The organism is Bacillus sp. FSL R9-9497 (assembly GCF_038005805.1).
GTDB lineage: Bacteria > Bacillota > Bacilli > Bacillales > Bacillaceae_G > Bacillus_A > Bacillus_A cereus.
In genome coordinates this window covers 5,111,242-5,129,513 of the sequence record NZ_JBBOTY010000001.1, presented here as the reverse complement: position 1 = coordinate 5,129,513, position 18,272 = coordinate 5,111,242, and the positions used below count along the sequence as shown (strand labels likewise).

The window sequence follows — 18,272 nt, the reverse complement described above, 5'->3', positions numbered from 1 at the left end:
AAATGTAATAATTTAGAGGCTTTATGCCAATAAAATCTGTGAAAGTATTAATAAAGAATAAGGAGTATATTTTTATATGACAGAAAGTAATTTGCATCCTATGGAAAGATTAAAAAGGGAATTAGAGCAGATTTTAACTGCTATTCCAAGGAAATCAAGAATTATATATATGGAGTACCCTGTTTATAATAATGTTGGCGATTTATTAATTATGAAGGGAACAGAGAGGTTTTTTAAAGATAATGAGATCGAGGTAGTGGCAAGATACAGTTTTATGAATTTTAGAAAAAAAGTGAAATTACCTCAAGATTGTATAATTGTTTGTCAAGGTGGAGGTAATTTTGGTGATTTATATAGGGGGCCTCAACAATTAAGAGAATATTTAGTTGGAAATTATCCAGATAATAGGATAGTTATTTTACCCCAAACAATCTATTATAAGTCCAAGGAAAATTTAAAAGAAACAGCTGCGATCTTTAATAAGCACAAAGATGTGCATTTATTTGTAAGGGATGAAAAATCTTATGAGATAATCAAAAATGAATTTAATGTAAATGCATATCTATCTCCAGATATGGCTCATCAATTATGGCCTATTCATGTGGAAGAAGTGGCTAAAAAAGAAGTGTTACATTTTATTCGTACGGATGATGAGATAAACTTAAAATTAGAGGGAACAGGGAGTCCTGAAGGTGATATTTTAGATTGGCCTGTTTTATTATCAAAATTGGACCATAAGACAGTGAACATGTTTCAATTTATAAGCAAGATCGATAGAGTAATGTTTAATATATTACCTATTCATAAATTATGGGAACTTTATAGCGATTATTTAGTAAATAAATCTATTAAAGTATTTGGGGAGTATCAGTGTATAAGCACATCTAGGTTACACGGACATATTTTGTCTTGTTTAATGAATAAAGAAAATGTGGTAATTGATAATTCTTACGGGAAGAATTCTACTTATTATGATCGATGGACAAAAATCTGTGACAATGTAACGTTGAAAAAGTAGATCATTAAAACATAGATGAAAATATGAAAGAAGGGGAAATATATTAATTCCAAGTTCAAAGATTTGTTAAAGAATATAATAGTTTTTGCCTTTGGTTCCTTTGGTACTAAAATTATAGCCTTTCTTTTAATACCGCTATACACACACACTTTGACAAAAGGAGAATTTGGTTATATAGAGCTTATTAATGTACTTGTATTTATTTTGGTACCGATTATTAGTTTTCAATTGTCTGATGCAAGTTATAGATTTTTGTTAGATGCCTCGGACGATAAAGAGCGGGGAAAAATAATATCGTCTACTATAATAGTTATTTTATTTTCAACTATTATATTTGGAATAGTATCATATTTTATAAGTCAGTCTTCTGTTAATGATGATATTTTACAAGATAGGTCAATATTGGTATTTTGGGTTTGTATTAGTGCTATGTTTATTGGTGTTTTTAAACAAATCGCGCGAGGGATTGAGAAATCTATGGCCTTTGCAGCCACAGATATTTTACAAACTACTCTCCTTGCTAGTGGGGCAATTTATTTACTGCATACAAAGGGAATGGGGGTAGATGGATATTTTTATTCCCTTATTTTTTCTAACGTTTTCAGTATATGTATATTATTGACCTGGATTAAAATATGGCGTTATGTGCGATTAAGCCTTTATAGTAGTGTATATGCTAAGGAAATGCTGAAGTATGGGGCTCCATTAGTTCCAAATGTTTTAGCATGGTGGTTTATAAATGCTTCTGATAGATTTATTTTGGTTGAATATACAAATTTTGATACGGTAGGATTATATGCTTTAGCTTTTAAATATGCAAGTATATTAATGATATTTTCAAGCATATTTACTTTGGCATGGCAAACCACTGCTAATCAATTATATAAATCAAGTGAAAATAAAGCTATTTTTTCCAAGGTATTCAAGGTGTATTATGTGTTTTTCGTGGCAGTTTCAATTTTTATGTTACTAGTACAAAAGCCTATAGTTAAAGTTATTGCTACTCCGGATTACTTTGGATCATGGGTATATATACCATTTTTGTTAGGCGCTAATTTTTTTGTTGTTATGGCAGGGTTTTATTCAGTAACACATCTATTAGCTAAAAGGACTGCCAGTATATTTTATAGTACCCTAGTGGTTGGGCTGTTAAATATAATATTAAATATTGCTTTTGTACCGAAATTTGGTGCTGTGGCATCAGCAGTCGGTACTTGTATATCTTGTTTTGCAATGTGGATTATTAGGATTATTGACACTAGGAAGTATATTGATGTAGTAATAGATAAGATACATTTATCAAAAAATCTAGTTCTATTTGCAATAGCAGGGGTAATTCAGTATCTAAATATGGATATTATGGTATACATCATGATATCATGTATGATAGTTATTATGATGTTGTTAACAAATTATAGCCTTTTAAAGGAATGTGTCTCTATAGTTAAGGAATTGATTTTAAAGTTAAAGGCACGACTTGGTTGAAGGTTAAAATATATTAAAGGTGAACCAGATTTTAGAAAGAAGGTATGATAATGAAAAAGAAGGTTACCTTATGGATTCTTGGAATTATGGGGGCAGTCATTATAGGTGGTGGAATTTACGCTTATACTATATATTCTTCTGTTTCAAAAACATTAGATGAAGTTCATAAACCATTAAAGCGTGATGAAGGTAATAAACAAGAAGAAAAAATTAATAAATCCCAACCAGTATCTATCTTATTATTAGGAGCTGATGAGCGTGGTGAGGATAAAGGCCGTTCAGATTCCCTAATGGTTATTACTTTAAATCCTAAAAATAATTCAATGAAAACAGTAAGTATCCCTCGTGACACATATACAGAAATCGTTGGAAAAGGAAAAAGTGATAAAATCAACCATGCGTATGCATTTGGTGGAGTAGATATGTCTGTCGCAACTGTAGAAAAGTTCTTAAATGTACCTATTAATTACTACATTGAAGTAAATATGGAAGGATTTAAGGATATTGTCGATGCAGTAGGCGGTGTGGATGTTAATAATGATTTAGAGTTTTCTCTAGAAGGAAAGCACTTCCAAAAGGGGACTATCCACTTAACTGGTGACCAAGCTCTGGCGTATACACGTATGCGTAAAGAAGACCCACGCGGTGACTTCGGACGTCAAATGCGTCAACGTCAAGTTATGCAAGCTGTAATTAAAAAGGGCGCAAGCTTCTCCTCTTTAACAAGTTATGGGGATGTACTTACAGCAATTCAAAAGAACGTGAAAACAAACTTAACACAAGATCAAATGTTTGATATGCAAAAGAACTATAAAGATTGTTTGCAGAACAGTGAGGATATCCAAATCTCAGGAGACGGACACAAAGCTGCCGACGGTATTTGGTATTACTATGTTCCGGATGCAGCAAAACAAGATTTAACGAATAAGTTAAGAGCGCATCTTGAAGTGACTAAGTAATATGTAATAACCCAACTCCTTTGGAAGGAGTTGGGTTTATTTTTGCATGGATTTATATTAGTATTATATATTGTGAGATTAATAGATGAGGTGAATCGATGAATAAGAAAGCGGTACTTGTCCTTGTTATTTTTGTATTGTTTGTTGCTTCGGTTGTGAGTGGTAAACTGTACTGGAATAAGAAGATTGCGAATGCAACAGGACAAACGAGTGAAGTAACGAAAACAAAGGCTGAAGTGAAAGATAGCGGAGCGAAGAAAGAAGAGAAAAAGGAAGAGAAAAAACAAGATGCGAAGTCATCTTTTAATGAAGCATACGCGAAGAACTTGCCAGATGCAGTGAAAGAGAAGTTAAAGAAAGCTGCTGAGGATAAAAAGGCAGTAAATCTTGTTATTGTTGGTGATGAAGGTTCTTCATCTGAAAAAGGTGCTTGGGCAGCTAAGTTAACGTCTAATTTAGAAACTGCTTACGGTAAAGGTTTATGGAATGTGACTGTAAAGGAATATAAGGGTGAAAGCACAGAAGAGTTAATCGCGAATAAGCGTGATAAAGAGATTGCGAAAGAGAATCCAGATGTAATTTTATTTGAGCCACCATTTATTACTGATAACGGTAAAACTGGTAATGGGAACTCTGTTGCGAGTACACAGAAGTTTGTTCAAGCACTTTCTACTAGTGCGAAGGGCGCCACGATTATGATTCAACCATCAAATCCAGTTTATGGTGCGAAGAATTATCCGAAAGCGATTGAGGCATTAAAGCAATTTGCGACGCAAAATGGTTATACATATGTGGATCATTGGGGTGCTTGGCCCGATGCAACAACAAAGGCTATTTTACCTTACTTAAAAGAAGAGTTTGGTTTCCCGAGTGATAAAGGGCATGAAGTTTGGGCGCAATATGTAACGGATTATTTTATCGCTAAATAAAATCTGTGAGGAGGAAATCATTTGTTTTATAAAAGATAAATGATTTTCTTTTTTATTAATATTTAATAGTACTGGAGGTATATTTATGGCAATACTTGTAACGGGTGGAGCAGGATATATTGGTAGTCATACATGCATAGAATTACTGAACAATGATTATGAAATTATTGTAGTAGATAATCTTTCAAATAGCTCAATAGAGTCTATCAATCGAGTGAAAGAGTTAACAGGAAAACAATTTAAGTTTTATAAAGAGGATCTTGTGAATTACGAGATACTGAATAAAATTTTTGAGGAAAATAAAATTGAAGCTGTCATTCACTTTGCAGGTTTAAAAGCTGTAGGAGAATCGGTAGCAAAGCCATTAATGTACTATAATAATAATATTATTAGCACATTAGTATTATGTGAAGTTATGCAAAAGCGTAATGTGAAGAAGATGATTTTTAGTTCATCTGCAACAGTATATGGTATTCCAGAAACATCACCAATTACGGAAGAATTTCCATTAAGTGCAACAAATCCATATGGTCAAACGAAATTAATGATTGAACAAATTATGCGTGATGTGGCATTTGCGGATACAGCATGGAGTATCGCGTTACTTCGCTACTTCAACCCATTTGGTGCACATGAAAGTGGACGCATTGGAGAGGATCCAAATGGAATTCCAAATAACTTAATGCCATATGTAACACAAGTGGCAGTAGGTAAGCTAAAAGAATTAAGTGTATTTGGAAATGACTACCCAACGAAAGATGGAACAGGCGTCCGTGATTACATTCATGTTGTAGACTTAGCAAAAGGTCACGTAAAAGCACTAGAGAAAGTACTGAATACAACAGGAGTAGATGCTTATAATTTGGGAACGGGTACGGGGTATAGTGTACTAGAGATGGTTAAAGCATTTGAAAAAGTTTCGGGAAAGAAAGTTCCTTATAAAATTACGGAGCGTCGTCCTGGTGATGTGGCGGTATGTTTTGCAGATGCATCAAAAGCAAAACGTGAACTAGGATGGGAAGCGATGCGTGGATTAGAAGAAATGTGTGCAGATTCTTGGAGATGGCAATCCAATAATAAAAATGGCTATATTAAATAATATTTTTAAGTTCTAAGTGTACAACACTATAGATAATTGAAATGTACGTCTATGCTATAGGTAACTAAGTAATAAAGGTACACAAAAGGTATACGAGCAATCGTATACTTTTTATAATAAGAGAGTGAATAAGAAATCCTAATATATGTAGGAGGAAGACAATGAACGCAATCCTAATCTGCGGCGGAGCCGGCTACATCGGTTCTCACGCTGTGAAAAAATTAGTAGACGAAGGTTTATCGGTAGTAGTAGTAGATAACTTACAAACTGGTCATGAAGATGCAATTACGGAAGGCGCGAAGTTTTATAATGGCGACCTTCGTGATAAATCCTTTTTAAGGGATGTTTTTAAAAAAGAAAATATTGAGGCGGTTATGCACTTTGCAGCTGATTCTTTAGTTGGGGTTAGTATGGAAAAGCCCCTTCAATATTATAATAACAATGTGTATGGTGCACTTTGTTTATTAGAGGTAATGGATGAGTTTAAGGTAGATAAGTTCATTTTCTCTTCTACTGCGGCAACGTATGGTGAGGTAGATGTGGATCTTATTACTGAGGAAACGATGACAAATCCTACGAATACGTATGGAGAGACGAAGTTAGCAATCGAGAAGATGCTTCATTGGTATAGCCAAGCTTCAAATTTACGTTATAAGATTTTCAGATACTTTAACGTGGCTGGTGCAACTCCAAGTGGTATTATTGGGGAAGATCATCGCCCAGAGACACATTTAATTCCTCTTGTGTTGCAAGTGGCTTTAGGTCAACGTGAGAAGATTATGATGTTTGGTGATGATTATAATACACCAGACGGTACTTGTATCCGTGATTATATTCATGTTGAAGATTTAGTAGCGGCTCATTTCTTAGGGCTTAAAGACTTGCAGAACGGCGGAAAGAGTGATTTCTATAACTTAGGAAATGGTAATGGTTTCAGTGTAAAAGAAATCGTTGATGCAGTTCGCGAAGTTACAAATCATGAAATTCCTGCTGAGGTAGCACCGCGCCGTGCGGGTGATCCAGCACGTTTAGTTGCTTCTTCTAAGAAAGCGAAAGAGAAGTTAGGATGGGATCCTAAGTATGTAAATGTTAAAACAATTATTGAGCATGCTTGGAATTGGCATCAAAAGCAACCGAATGGATATGCTAAATAAATATAATAAGTGAAAGAGAGGGTATCGTCGACAAAATATGTTCGACAATACCCTCTCTTTTTTTATAGAATTTTTGCTATACTAAACTGTACTATAATACATGATGGAAGGAGGAGAATGATGAAAATACTTGTGGTTGATGATGAATCCAGTATTCGTAATTTGATTCGGATGCAGTTGGAGATGGAAGGGTATGAAGTATTGGCAGCGGCTGATGGGAGAGAAGCTTTAGAGAAATGGAATGAAGGGCCGGATGTATTGATTTTGGATGTTATGCTTCCGGATACGGATGGGTATGAGTTGCTTCGTTTGTTCCGTGAGAGGGATAGGGATATTCCGGTGCTTATGTTAACGGCAAAGAGTCAGATGAATGATAAGTTGCTTGGCTTGCAGCTTGGTGCGGATGATTATGTGACGAAGCCGTTTAATTATGCGGAGCTTATCCTTCGGGTTAAGAATATGGCGCGGCGTGTAAAGAAGACGGAGGCAGCTGTAAGTCATGAAGTAATTGAGGCCGGAGATATAGTGATTTGTCCTAAGGAGAGAAAGGTACATGTGAGTGGACAAGAGATTCAGTTAACGTACCGAGAGTTTAATTTATGTCAGTTGTTTGTTTCAAATCCGCAGCGTGTGTTTATGAGGGATGAGTTACTTGAGAAAGTATGGGGATTTGAGTATATCGGAAATACGAGAGCGGTTGATATTATGGTGCAGAGACTTCGAAAGAAGCTCGGGACGAGCGGAGAATATATTAAGACAATTTATGGCGTTGGCTATAAACTGGATTGTTAAGTGGTGATGGTATGTCTTTAAAGCGAAATATGGTGTTTGGAATAGTTGGGCTGTTAATTCCGATTTTTGTTCTTTTATATGCAGTTGTTTATATTACGTTAGAAAAGAATATGTATCATAACGCAGCAGATTCTTTAGAAAAGTTAAGTGTAGAAGCACAAATTTATACGATGAATTATTTAGAGAAGGAAGCAGAAGTGGATACGCTTGGTCCGAATTCACTTTTAATTGCGTCGTATTTAGCGAAGCGTATGGATGTCCGTGTGCAGATGATTGGGAAGAATGGCGATGTTGTTGCAGATACACAAAAAGGGGCATTGCTTCACCGTAACATCGACATTGAGAGTTCTTTGAAGGGAAAGAAGTCTTATGTTTTTGAAGAGGCGGATCCCGCTCCTATTCTTTTATTTTCAAGCCCAGTATATTATGGAAACGATGTCATTGGAAGTATTCGTTTTATAAATGAGTTAACGGGTGAGAAGGAAGTTTTAACAAATGTGAGCTGGACTTTCTTAATGACGTCTCTTTGTTTAGTAGCTACCGGTATTTTCTTTGCAATTCGTTTGGCGAAGTCTCTTCATAAACCAATTGATCAGTTGAGACAAATGGCACAGCGGCTCGCGAATGGTGATTATAAGAGTAAGATTGAGTTAAATGAGTACGTGGAAATCGCTCAGCTTTCCGCATCTTTTAACGCGATGGCTGATGGAATTGAGCTGCATATTAAGCAATTGCAGGAGGAGAAGGAGAAGCAGAAAGATTTCCTAGACCGCATTACGCATGAGCTAAAAACACCGCTAACAGCAATTATCGGTTATGTTGATTTAATTCCGAAGTTACATTCGAAAGAAGATGTACAGGAAAGTCTTCGTTATGTGGCTGTGGAAAGTGAGCGTTTATTATCACTTGTAGAGGAACTGCTTAAGTCTTCGAAATATGGGACGAGTACGTTTGAAGTGTCTCCTACAGTTGTGAATATAAAGGAATTGGTAGAAGAAGCAGTTTCAATTGTGAAACCTCGTCTAAATCAATTTGAAATTGAAGTGATAAATGAGTTAACGGATGTACATGTTGTTGCGGATTTTGATAAGACGAAGCAAATTTTCTTAAATGTGCTTGATAATGCAATTAAGTATAGTGATGCTTCTCACATTCGTATGAATGTAATTGTAAATGAGCATGAGGCGAAGGTTTTTGTTCATGATGATGGGATCGGTATAGATGAAGTGGTGCTTGCAGAGTGGAATGAGTCTCCGAAAGGAAAGGCACTTCCTTCTAGTTATGGGAATGGTTATGGTTTGTATATTTGTCAGGAAATTATGAATAAGCAGGGCGGAAGCATGCGGATTGAGAGTAGTGAAGAAGTAGGTACTACAATATTCATTACATTTTTGCTTCCGAGAAGGATGGAAGACATAAAAAACTTGAAAGCGGTTAAATGATACATTTATGAAACAATTATGCGGTATTTTCGAAACAACGTTTTTTTATCTTGGAGGTAGGCAGAAATGAAAAGGCTATCATTTCAAATTCTTATGTTTGTCATTTGTATGATTGTTTCTCTTGTTTTGTTTTATGTTATGGAGAAGCAAATCTATAATCGAATCAACATTGTAAATGATAAACAAGCCGTTTTACAAAGGGTGAATGAATCTCTTCCAATTGAAGTGAAAGTAAGACATGAAAAGTGGGGAGAAATCGTTGTAACGGATGAAGTTCGTTTGCATACGATTGTTTCATTCTTTGACCGAATTCGAATAGAGCCAGGGGACGTTAAGAGCCAAGAACAAGTATTTACTGGAGAAGTAACGTACTTGAATGGACATAAGCGTACTTTTGCAGTAGGTGACTTGTTCCAGTATGGGGAAAATGTATACGGAAAGAATGGCATGGATCCGATGATTTCAGCACTTCAAACGTATTTATTAAGCCTGTATTACACGCCAGAGCGTATTAGTGATTTCTTTGCTTCAGCAAAGGATGTCGTAGTACGTCAAGGCGATGTGGTACGTACTATCAATCTTACACACATACTTGATTCTATTCGATACGCAAAGCAAATTACAGATTACGGAGAAATTCAGAAGTTATTACAATCGCAGAATGAACCGATTGCTTATATTACAGCTTATAAAACAGGTAAGCGTGTAAAGAATGATCGTGAAGATATTCTTACGATTTCTGTGTATCCATCGTACTTTGTTGTGCAATATCTCGGTGATAATAACGGGAATGTCATGTATATGAAAGGCTCTCTAGCAGAGTTATTCGTAAAGGAGAATGCGTCATGAGAAAGATAGCCTTTTTCTTCTTTTTGCTAGTAATTGGAGGAGCGATGTCTAGTTGCTCTCGAGATACAACCTCTATTAAATATAGTAAAAATGGTCTCCCTATTTTGGATGATCGTCATATTGTTGCGTATGTAGCGGCTCGTGAGGAAGTTGGTGAAGCGTTACTTTCATCATTTTGTAAACCACGTGGATGTACGTATGAATTTATTCGTCTTTCAACAGAAGAACTTCTTCGTAGAGTGGAAGAAGAAGCTGGAAATCCGAAGGCGGATATTATTATTGGCGGTACAGTAGATGCGCATCAAATGATGAAGCAAAAAAATCTTTCTATTCCTGTGATAAGCCAACATGCAAATCGTATTTCAAAAACTGTTAAAGATAAAGATGGTTATTGGTACGGTTATGAAGTGGAGAAGCTGGCAATTGCGATTAATAAAGAGCGGTGGAACGAGGAAATAGCGCCGCTCGGTCTCTCGTATCCGTTAAGATGGAAAGATTTATTGAATCCAATATATAAAGGAAAGATTGTCATGCCCGATCCAAATGTTTCAGGTACAGCATATACGTTTTTCCAATCACTGATTGATACGTTAGGTGAAGAGGAAGCGAAGGGATATGTGAAGAATCTGGCAGAACAAGTTGGAGAAGTAACAGTGAATGGTTACATCCCAGCAGAACTTGTTGCGAGCGGTGAATATATGATAGGCATCAACTTTATGGGAGATCAGAGAATGCTTCAAAAACAAGGCTTTCCGATTTTAAGTAACGAACCTGAGCAAACAGGGTTATCCGTTAATGCGATTTCTAAACTAAAACGTGCACCGAGTGGTATTATTGCGGATTTATTTATTGATTATTGTTTATCAGAAGAAGCGGGGCATATTTTAGAAAAAGTGTCGTTTGGCGTACCAACGATGTTTGCGAAGAATGAGAAAGAAATAGAAGGACAGCCGGTTAGAAGGACGAACCAAAATATATCAAATAGCGGAATAATCGAGATATGGAATAGACAGCGTCTCTCTCTGAAGTGAGAAAAGGAGACGAAAATATATGTTTAAATGGCTCAAGCCAGCACCTGCAATTGAAAGATTGCCAGCGGATATGATCGACCGTGTATATCGATTACTACGTATTCGTGTGTTAATCGGGATTTCAGTTGGATATGCTGCTTATTATTTAGTTCGTAGTAACTTTAATTTATCTACTACGTATTTAGTAGACGAGTTCGGATTTAGCACTACACAAATCGGATTATTAGGTGCAGTAATGGCTGTTGTTTACGGACTTAGTAAATTCTTTATGGGTAATTTATCGGATAAGGCATTTGCTCAACGATTTATTGCAGTAGGTTTATTTTTATCTGGGCTTGTTAATATTTGTTTCGGTTATGCATCTTCCTTTGGGATGATTTTAACATTACTTGTTCTAAATGGTATTGTACAAGGTATGGGAGCACCACCTTGTAGTATTGTTATGACGAAATGGTTCTCGAAGAAAGAACGGGGGACGAAAACAGGTCTTTGGAATATTTCACATAACGTTGGTGGATTACTTGTTCCACCATTCATTGGAATTGGTGTAGGTATCTTCGGTGAAAGTCATTGGCAAGGTGGCGTATTTATTTTCCCAGCGATTATCGCAATGGTAATTGCAGTTCTTGTTTGGATTAATGCGAAAGATACGCCAGAATCTGAAGGTCTTCCTCCAATTGATGAGTATCGTAATGACTATGAAAATCTTGAAAAAGCAGATAATGCTAACAAGATGTCTCCAAAAGAAATTTTAATGAAATATGTAGTAAAAAATAAATTTGTTTGGTTCTTATGTATTGCAAATGCATTTGTTTATTTAATTCGTTTCGGTGTTATTAACTGGGTACCGATTTACTTAACTACAGTTAAAGGTTTTACGAAAACAGAAGCACATGCAGCATATTCAATATTTGAAGCAGCAGCGATTCCAAGTTCTTTAATTGTCGGTTTTTTAAGTGATAAATTATTCAAAGGAAAACGTATGCCATTATGTGTTATGAGTATGGCTGGAGTTGTTGTTGGTACAATTGTATATTGGCAAGCAACTAGTATACTTGTTGTAAGTATTGCAGTTTCTGTAATTGGCTGTTTAATTTATGTACCACAGTTCTTAATCGGTTTAAGTGCAATGGAATTAGTACCGAAGTTTGCAGTAGGTACAACAGTTGGTATGTGTGGTCTGTTCGGTTATGTTGGAGGTAGTTTCGTAGCTAACGCGGCAATTGGTATTATTGTTGATCGTTCTGGCTGGGATGGTTGCTTCATGTTACTGTTAGCAGGCGGTATTTTATCAACAATATTCTTACTGATTGTTCAAATGGGACATGAGAGAAAAGCTTCTAAAATAGCATAATATTTTATTTGAAAAAGCTATCCAATTTTTATATTGGATAGCTTTTATATTTTTATTTAGGAAAAATAAATAGTATGTAAAATTGCAGTTTAATATGTAAATGATTTTTATTACTTAATATAATTTTTTTAGGTTCCATAAACCAAATAGATACATGGTTGTACCGAAAAATCCGCCAGCGCAGCCCCAAAGCATAACATCAAATAAAGAAATAGAGATTTCTTCTGAACCTACATAGGGAAGGATATAATTCATAAAAACAAACATTTGAAAGCCCCAAAGCACACCTGCTTTTAAGCCAGCTTTTCTTAATTTTTTCTTGTGTTGTAAATATTCTTCTTTTGTTGCACATTCAGTATCACTTAAACCTTTTTTCTTGAATTTAAAGGCTAAGTAATTAGCGTAAATCATATTAGATAGAAAAACGAATATTGTCCCTATAGATATTGTGTGATTCATAGTATCAACAAGTAACATAATAAGCATTACCAACATATTTAACCACCACAAACCAATTCCAGCTACAGATAACTCTTTATTGATTTCTTGTTTTTGGTATTCATCTCTCTCACTTATTGTTCCAACAAAACTATTATAAACTCTTTCTTTCCATTCAATTTTCATCATTTAATCTCCCTCCCAAAATAGACTATTTAAATCTGTTTTTAGTGCTTTTGCTAATTCGATACATAAGGCTAAAGAGGGGTTATATTTATTGTTTTCAATTAAATTTATTGTCTGTCTCGCCACGTTAACTTTTTTAGCTAACTCTAGTTGCGATAGCCCTTCAGATTTTCGATATTGTTTAACGTTATTCAAATATAACCCTCCCATTGTTGGTTGTAGACCTCGTGTACCAAAATGTCATTTATATGTGACATTTTATAATTGAATAGATGAAATGTCAAATATATATGACACAATAGCGATGGTGCAATTAGGAAAATGATTTTAATGATTCATTTTGGCAAGAAGTTTGTTAATAAAGAATGGCTTCTATTCAATTAAAATTGCTCTTTTTCCTTTCCTTAAATCTATCTTAAAAGATATAATGTCATATTTCTAATCATTGGAATTTTTGTTACAATATAAATGGATGTGTAAAACTTTGTAAAAAGATTGTAATAATATACAATTTATTTTCAGAAAGTTTTATACAATTATGGTATTTATTACACTATTAATTTATAAAGGGAGAGAGACTATGTTACCAAATACGGTTCGTACTCCAAACAAGAAGAAGAAATGGATTATTATTGGGGTTATTGCACTAATTGTTATTGTAGCGGCAATTAATATTTTTGTTATGCAAGGTAAGAAGAAGAGTGCATCAACAAATGCTGATGCTGTAAGTTTTGAGAAAGTGACAGAGCGTAAGCTGAATAATATGAAGTTAATTTCTGGTCAGGTGAAGCCTGGTAATATTGAAAGCTTCTATGCAGATCCGGCCAAAGGGAAAGTGAAAGATATTGAGGTAAAAGAAGGGCAAGAGGTAGAAAAAGGTACGAAGTTATTCTCTTATGATAATGAAGAGATTAATCTTCAAATGAAGCAAGCTGAGCTTGATCAGAAGATGGCAGATATGCGTTACGATCAAGGGAAAAAGAAGATTGATTCGTTGAAGAAAGAAATTAAGAAGGCGAAAGATAGCGGAGCTGGGAAAGAAGTAACAGATCCGATGGACGAGCAAGTAAACGAGTTAGAGATAGGACAAAAAACAATTGACCTTGAGAAAGAAAAAGGAAAGTTGCAGAAAGAAGAGTTAAGTAAGAAGCAGAAAGAGCTTACGATTTATAGTAATTTCGCTGGGGTTGTTCAAAAGTTAGATAAAGATGCGGCACAAAGTTCATCTCAAGCGTTAGGTGGTCAAGGAAAAGCGTTTTTACAAGTAGCTTCTAAAGATCCATTCCAAGTTCAAGGTACGTTAACTGAGCTTCAGAAGTCACAAATTCAAAAGGATCAAACATTCACTGTAACGGCGAAAGCAAATAATAAGAAGAAGTGGACAGGTAAGATTACAGAGGTAAGCGAATTCCCAACGAGCGCAGAGATGGCGCAAGCTGGCGGCGTTGGTGAAGCAACTCAAAATATGTCCCAATATACATATAAAGCTAGTCTTGATAGTCAAGATGGTTTATCTCCAGGTTATCATGTTTCATTGCAAGTAAACTTAGAGAATAAGAAGATGATTGCTGTCCCAAGCAAGAGCATTGTAGAAAAAGGCGATGATGCATTTGTTTATGTTGAGGATAAAGGTAAGCTTCGTAAACAAAATGTGAAAAAAGGTTCTACTGATGGGGACTGGACAGAGGTTGTAGAAGGCGTAACAGTGGGGCAAAAGGTGGTTAAAAATCCTTCCGACGATGTGTATGACGGAATGGAAGTGAAAGAGAAATGATTACGTTAAATAATATTGCTAAAACGTATTATCAAGGAAAGTTAGCAGTGCCGATTTTGCACGGTATTAGTTTAACGATTCAGAGCGGTGAGTTCGTTTCGATTATGGGACCGTCTGGCTCTGGTAAGTCGACGCTTATGAATATTATCGGTTGTTTAGATCGTCCAACAGAAGGTGAATATATGCTGAATGACGTGAATATCTTAACAGCAGACGAGTCAAAGCTTGCTTTAATTCGTAATGAATATATTGGCTTTGTATTTCAGCATTTTAATTTACTACCTCGTCTTTCCGCAGTGGAAAATGTTGAGCTTCCGCTCGTATATGGTGGCGTGAAGAAAGCGGAGCGTCGCAAGCGTGCTTTGGAGGCGTTAGGTAAAGTTGGATTGGCAGATCGCGTGCATCATTTACCAAATGAGTTATCAGGTGGACAGAAGCAGCGTGTAGCGATTGCAAGAGCGATTGCGAATAACCCAACGTTCATTATGGCCGATGAACCGACTGGTGCACTTGATACGAAGTCTGGTGAGCAAGTTATGAATATTTTCACGAAGCTTAATGCAGAAGGTACGACGATTGTTATGGTTACGCATGAAGAGGAAGTAGCAGCGTATTCTTCCCGCCGCATTGTACTGCGAGACGGGAAAGTTACAGAAGATAGAAGGTGTGCGGTATGAGTTTACTAGATAGTATAAAAATTGCCTTATCTTCTATTTTAGCTCATAAACTACGTTCAGCTCTTACGATGCTCGGTATTATTATCGGGGTAGGTTCGATTATTACTGTTGTTGCAATTGGGCAAGGCGGGGAAGCGATGTTGAAATCAAAATTCGCAGGTTCTGGTGGTAATAACCTTATGCCAATTCAATTTAAAGCAGATATTAATGATGAATTTGCTATAGGTGGATTTGAAATACCGAAGTTAACGGAAGAGGATATTTTGGAAGTAAAACAAGTGAAAGATGTTTCACACGTTATTACAACAAATTCGACAACAGAGACACTTGATGTAAATGATAAAAAAGCAAGGCTGAATGTTATTGGACTTGATAATGAATATTTTGCGGTTAATAAAGTAAAGGTTGTAAAGGGCCGCTCCTTAAATGAATCAGATATTTCTCACGCGAATAACGTTGTGATGATTAGCACAAAAACAGAGGAAACGTTATTTAAGGACGTAAACCCAGTTGGACAAATTATTGAGATGAAGGGACAGCCAATGCAAATTATTGGTGTGTATACATCAGATAATGAATTTATGGGATTTGAAATGGAAGAAGCGTTAATTCCTCTTACGTTATGGCCTGTTTTATATGGGACAGATGATATTCAAAATATCGCAATTCAAGCTAAAAATGTAGACAATTTAGAAGCAGCAGGGAAACGAGCTGTTGATGTATTAAATAGTCGTAAGCCAAGTGAAATCCCAGGTAAATATGAACTGGTGAATTTAAAAGAACTCCAAGAAAATGTTTCTAAAGTAACTAGCATCATGACGATGATTATCGGTGGTATCGCGGGTATTTCATTAGTCGTTGGTGGTATTGGTGTTATGAATATTATGCTTGTATCTGTAACGGAGCGTACACGCGAAATTGGGATACGTAAAGCACTTGGGGCAACACGTAGTAAAATTTTATTACAGTTTTTAATTGAAGCCGTTATGTTAACACTTCTAGGTGGTTTAATCGGAATTGGTCTTGGGTATGGCGGAGCATATATCGTTTCTACATTCGCAAAATGGCCGCCACTCGTTTCATGGGAAGTTGTCGTTGGAGGCGTACTGTTCTCGATGACACTCGGTATTATTTTCGGATTAATTCCAGCAAATAAAGCTGCGAAATTAGATCCAATTGAAGCATTGCGTTATGAGTAATTAATAGTGTAGTAGAACTACAAATTACCGTTCTAGTGGGCGGTTCGTAGCCTCTATATGAGGAAGTGAACCGCCCGTTAGAACGGGTTATATAAATAGAAGGAGGCGTTATAATGGAAGCAAATATTAATACGCAAGATGTAGGCGCGAAGAAGCCATCGTTATTAGGAATGATTACTTCTCCAGGTGAGCAGTTTGAGAGAATGAAGACGAAAAGTCCGGTTTGGGGGGCATTTGTCTTATTTGTTATATTAGGAACGATTATAGCAACAGCAGTGTCTTACTTAACATTAATTAGTACTCCAGAATTGGCAAAAGAATTAAATGGTGAAGCAGGGGCAATGGTAAAAGGATTTACCCTTGGTGGAGGCGCACTTGTTGGTCTATTAGGGACACCTATAGGTCTCTTTATTGCGGCAGGTTTTTATAAAATTATTATGATGTTTATGAGCAATGATACACCGTACATGAAAATATTATCGATTTACTTATATGCTAATCTTGTTTATTATATCGGCGGATTGTTAAATGCAGGATTAGGCTTTATTTTTGATGGAAATGGCACTGATGTTTATACAAGTTTAGCTCCTTTATTTGAACAAGGGACAGTAGCACATGGAATTGCCTCTTCAATTGAAATTTTTAATATTTGGAGCCTCATTCTAACAGGACTAGGCTTACACATTGTAGCTGGTTTAAGTAAGAAACAAGCTACGATTTTAATTGTAATCTTCTTTATCCTAACAATTGCATTCGGCGTTGTAAAAGGGTTAGCTGGCATTGGTGCATGATATATTTGTTAAGAAAGGTGGCTCTCCCATAATCTGTACTCTTTGTAAAGGACATTAAAAAAGTTATGTGCCATAAAGAAGATAATTTCTGTATCCTGGTCTTACCCCTGTTAAGTAGACAGTAATAGATTAGGTATCTTTTCATTAAGTAGCCTTAGTTCTAATTTCAATAGGACTAAGGTTGTTTAATATTTTTTGAAATCTTTTGTTATTGTAAAAGCTTATATATCTTTTAATAGTTTTACAGACTTCTGTCTTTTCATAAAATGTATGTCTATAAAAGCATTCCGCCTTAAAATTACCAGAAACCCTCTTTATACACGCATTATCATGACAATTTCCTTTTCTAGATATACCCACAGTTATTTTGTGCTTTTTAAGTAATTGGTTATATTTTTTTGACGTATACTGATAAACACGGTCGTTATGTAATACTATTTCGTGGGCCGCTCTTTTTTAGGCATTATTGAATGTGTCTGTAACTAATTTTAAATTGTTGTATTTGCTCATTTGATAGACCACACCTTCGTTATTGTAAAAATCGAATATCATTGAAAGATATATGCGCTTATTATTAAAGGTAAGATAGATTATATCTGAAACCCATTTTTCATTTGGCCGTGTAGCTGAAAATTCTTTATTTAACAGATTTTCCGACACGATGGATTGTTTCTTCAAAGTAAAATTTCGCCACTTTTTTTGAATCTTAGCTTGTAGCCCCATTCTTCTATTTTAGACATGACAAATTGGTCCCCTTTCATTTTTTCAGAGGGATTGTTGATTCTTTTTTCACTTATAATAGCCACTTCTTGAAACACCTGCAATTTTACAGGGAAATCCAATTAAAAAACTCCGTTTTAAGGTATGAATGATCTCTCATGCTACTGATTTACTCTCTTTAATTTCAGCCCTTTTTTCGTATCTAATAGCTTTTTTAAGTATGCATTTTTCGCGTTTAATTGTTGTATTCTAGCATCTTGACTTATTTCATATATTGGTTTAGATCCTCCCGGTTTTTCTTGTAGGCCCCGAATACCTAAAGTTTTGTGTGTGATGGGAACGGAATGACAAACACAAGAGGTTTTATTTTTACGG

At 35.6% G+C, this 18,272-nt stretch carries 18 protein-coding genes; 15 read left to right on the top strand and 3 right to left on the bottom strand.

The window, feature by feature from the left end:
• The first annotated feature begins 76 nt into the window (after positions 1-76).
• The 11 genes from MKY21_RS26545 to MKY21_RS26495 all read left to right on the top strand — a co-directional run bounded on the left by MKY21_RS26545 (position 77) and on the right by MKY21_RS26495 (position 12,112).
• Entirely contained in the window at positions 77-1,018 is a 942-nt protein-coding gene (locus tag MKY21_RS26545) for a polysaccharide pyruvyl transferase family protein (RefSeq protein WP_201144796.1), read from the top strand.
• A 63-nt stretch (positions 1,019-1,081) separates the two neighbouring features.
• A complete protein-coding gene (locus MKY21_RS26540; protein ID WP_201144793.1) occupies positions 1,082-2,503 on the top strand; it encodes a lipopolysaccharide biosynthesis protein in 1,422 nt (473 codons plus the stop codon).
• A 50-nt stretch (positions 2,504-2,553) separates the two neighbouring features.
• A complete protein-coding gene (gene tagU, locus MKY21_RS26535) occupies positions 2,554-3,462 on the top strand; it encodes a polyisoprenyl-teichoic acid--peptidoglycan teichoic acid transferase TagU (RefSeq protein ID WP_152121706.1) in 909 nt (302 codons plus the stop codon).
• Between the two features lie 98 nt (positions 3,463-3,560).
• Complete coding sequence (locus MKY21_RS26530; RefSeq protein ID WP_201144791.1) at positions 3,561-4,391, top strand: SGNH/GDSL hydrolase family protein; 831 nt, start codon at positions 3,561-3,563, stop codon at positions 4,389-4,391.
• Positions 4,392-4,476: 85 nt separating this feature from the next.
• Positions 4,477-5,490 (top strand): UDP-glucose 4-epimerase GalE, encoded by a 1,014-nt coding sequence (galE, locus tag MKY21_RS26525; RefSeq protein WP_201144789.1) that lies wholly within the window; start codon positions 4,477-4,479, stop codon positions 5,488-5,490.
• A gap of 161 nt (positions 5,491-5,651) precedes the next feature.
• Entirely contained in the window at positions 5,652-6,644 is a 993-nt protein-coding gene (galE, locus tag MKY21_RS26520; RefSeq protein WP_201144787.1) for a UDP-glucose 4-epimerase GalE, read from the top strand.
• Between the two features lie 120 nt (positions 6,645-6,764).
• Positions 6,765-7,436, top strand: coding sequence for a response regulator transcription factor (locus tag MKY21_RS26515; protein ID WP_201144785.1), 672 nt, complete (start codon positions 6,765-6,767; stop codon positions 7,434-7,436).
• Between the two features lie 11 nt (positions 7,437-7,447).
• Positions 7,448-8,878: a HAMP domain-containing sensor histidine kinase gene (locus tag MKY21_RS26510; protein ID WP_086392950.1), complete on the top strand. Its 1,431-nt coding sequence runs from the start codon at positions 7,448-7,450 to the stop codon at positions 8,876-8,878.
• 66 nt (positions 8,879-8,944) lie between these two features.
• A complete protein-coding gene (locus MKY21_RS26505; protein WP_000826624.1) occupies positions 8,945-9,727 on the top strand; it encodes a DUF3919 family protein in 783 nt (260 codons plus the stop codon).
• Positions 9,724-10,758 carry an ABC transporter substrate-binding protein gene (locus MKY21_RS26500; protein WP_001225639.1) on the top strand — a complete coding sequence of 345 codons (1,035 nt, stop codon included), beginning with the start codon at positions 9,724-9,726 and terminating at the stop codon, positions 10,756-10,758. The genes MKY21_RS26505 and MKY21_RS26500 overlap by 4 nt, the downstream gene beginning before the upstream one ends.
• Positions 10,759-10,777: 19 nt before the next feature.
• Entirely contained in the window at positions 10,778-12,112 is a 1,335-nt protein-coding gene (locus MKY21_RS26495; RefSeq protein ID WP_000477585.1) for an MFS transporter, read from the top strand.
• A gap of 114 nt (positions 12,113-12,226) precedes the next feature.
• Here MKY21_RS26495 and MKY21_RS26490 read toward each other — a convergent pair whose 3' ends face one another.
• Together MKY21_RS26490 and MKY21_RS26485 are read right to left on the bottom strand one after the other, a co-directional pair.
• Complete coding sequence (locus MKY21_RS26490; protein ID WP_086424219.1) at positions 12,227-12,739, bottom strand: DUF3278 domain-containing protein; 513 nt, start codon at positions 12,737-12,739, stop codon at positions 12,227-12,229.
• A complete protein-coding gene (locus tag MKY21_RS26485) occupies positions 12,740-12,931 on the bottom strand; it encodes a helix-turn-helix transcriptional regulator (RefSeq protein WP_001067016.1) in 192 nt (63 codons plus the stop codon).
• 385 nt (positions 12,932-13,316) lie between these two features.
• Here MKY21_RS26485 and MKY21_RS26480 point away from each other — a divergent pair, with 385 nt between their 5' ends.
• From MKY21_RS26480 to MKY21_RS26465, 4 genes are all read left to right on the top strand, one after another.
• Positions 13,317-14,510, top strand: coding sequence for an efflux RND transporter periplasmic adaptor subunit (locus tag MKY21_RS26480; RefSeq protein WP_201144783.1), 1,194 nt, complete (start codon positions 13,317-13,319; stop codon positions 14,508-14,510).
• Positions 14,507-15,187, top strand: coding sequence for an ABC transporter ATP-binding protein (locus tag MKY21_RS26475; protein ID WP_000631626.1), 681 nt, complete (start codon positions 14,507-14,509; stop codon positions 15,185-15,187). Before MKY21_RS26480 ends, MKY21_RS26475 begins: the two co-directional genes overlap by 4 nt.
• Complete coding sequence (locus tag MKY21_RS26470; RefSeq protein ID WP_000054354.1) at positions 15,184-16,386, top strand: ABC transporter permease; 1,203 nt, start codon at positions 15,184-15,186, stop codon at positions 16,384-16,386. Before MKY21_RS26475 ends, MKY21_RS26470 begins: the two co-directional genes overlap by 4 nt.
• A 113-nt stretch (positions 16,387-16,499) precedes the next feature.
• Positions 16,500-17,177 carry a Yip1 family protein gene (locus MKY21_RS26465; protein ID WP_341077771.1) on the top strand — a complete coding sequence of 226 codons (678 nt, stop codon included), beginning with the start codon at positions 16,500-16,502 and terminating at the stop codon, positions 17,175-17,177.
• A 144-nt stretch (positions 17,178-17,321) separates the two neighbouring features.
• Here the strand turns inward: MKY21_RS26465 and MKY21_RS31240 are convergent, their stop codons facing one another.
• Positions 17,322-17,537 carry an IS3 family transposase gene (locus MKY21_RS31240; RefSeq protein WP_201144779.1) on the bottom strand — a complete coding sequence of 72 codons (216 nt, stop codon included), beginning with the start codon at positions 17,535-17,537 and terminating at the stop codon, positions 17,322-17,324.
• Positions 17,538-18,272: the final 735 nt, after the last annotated feature.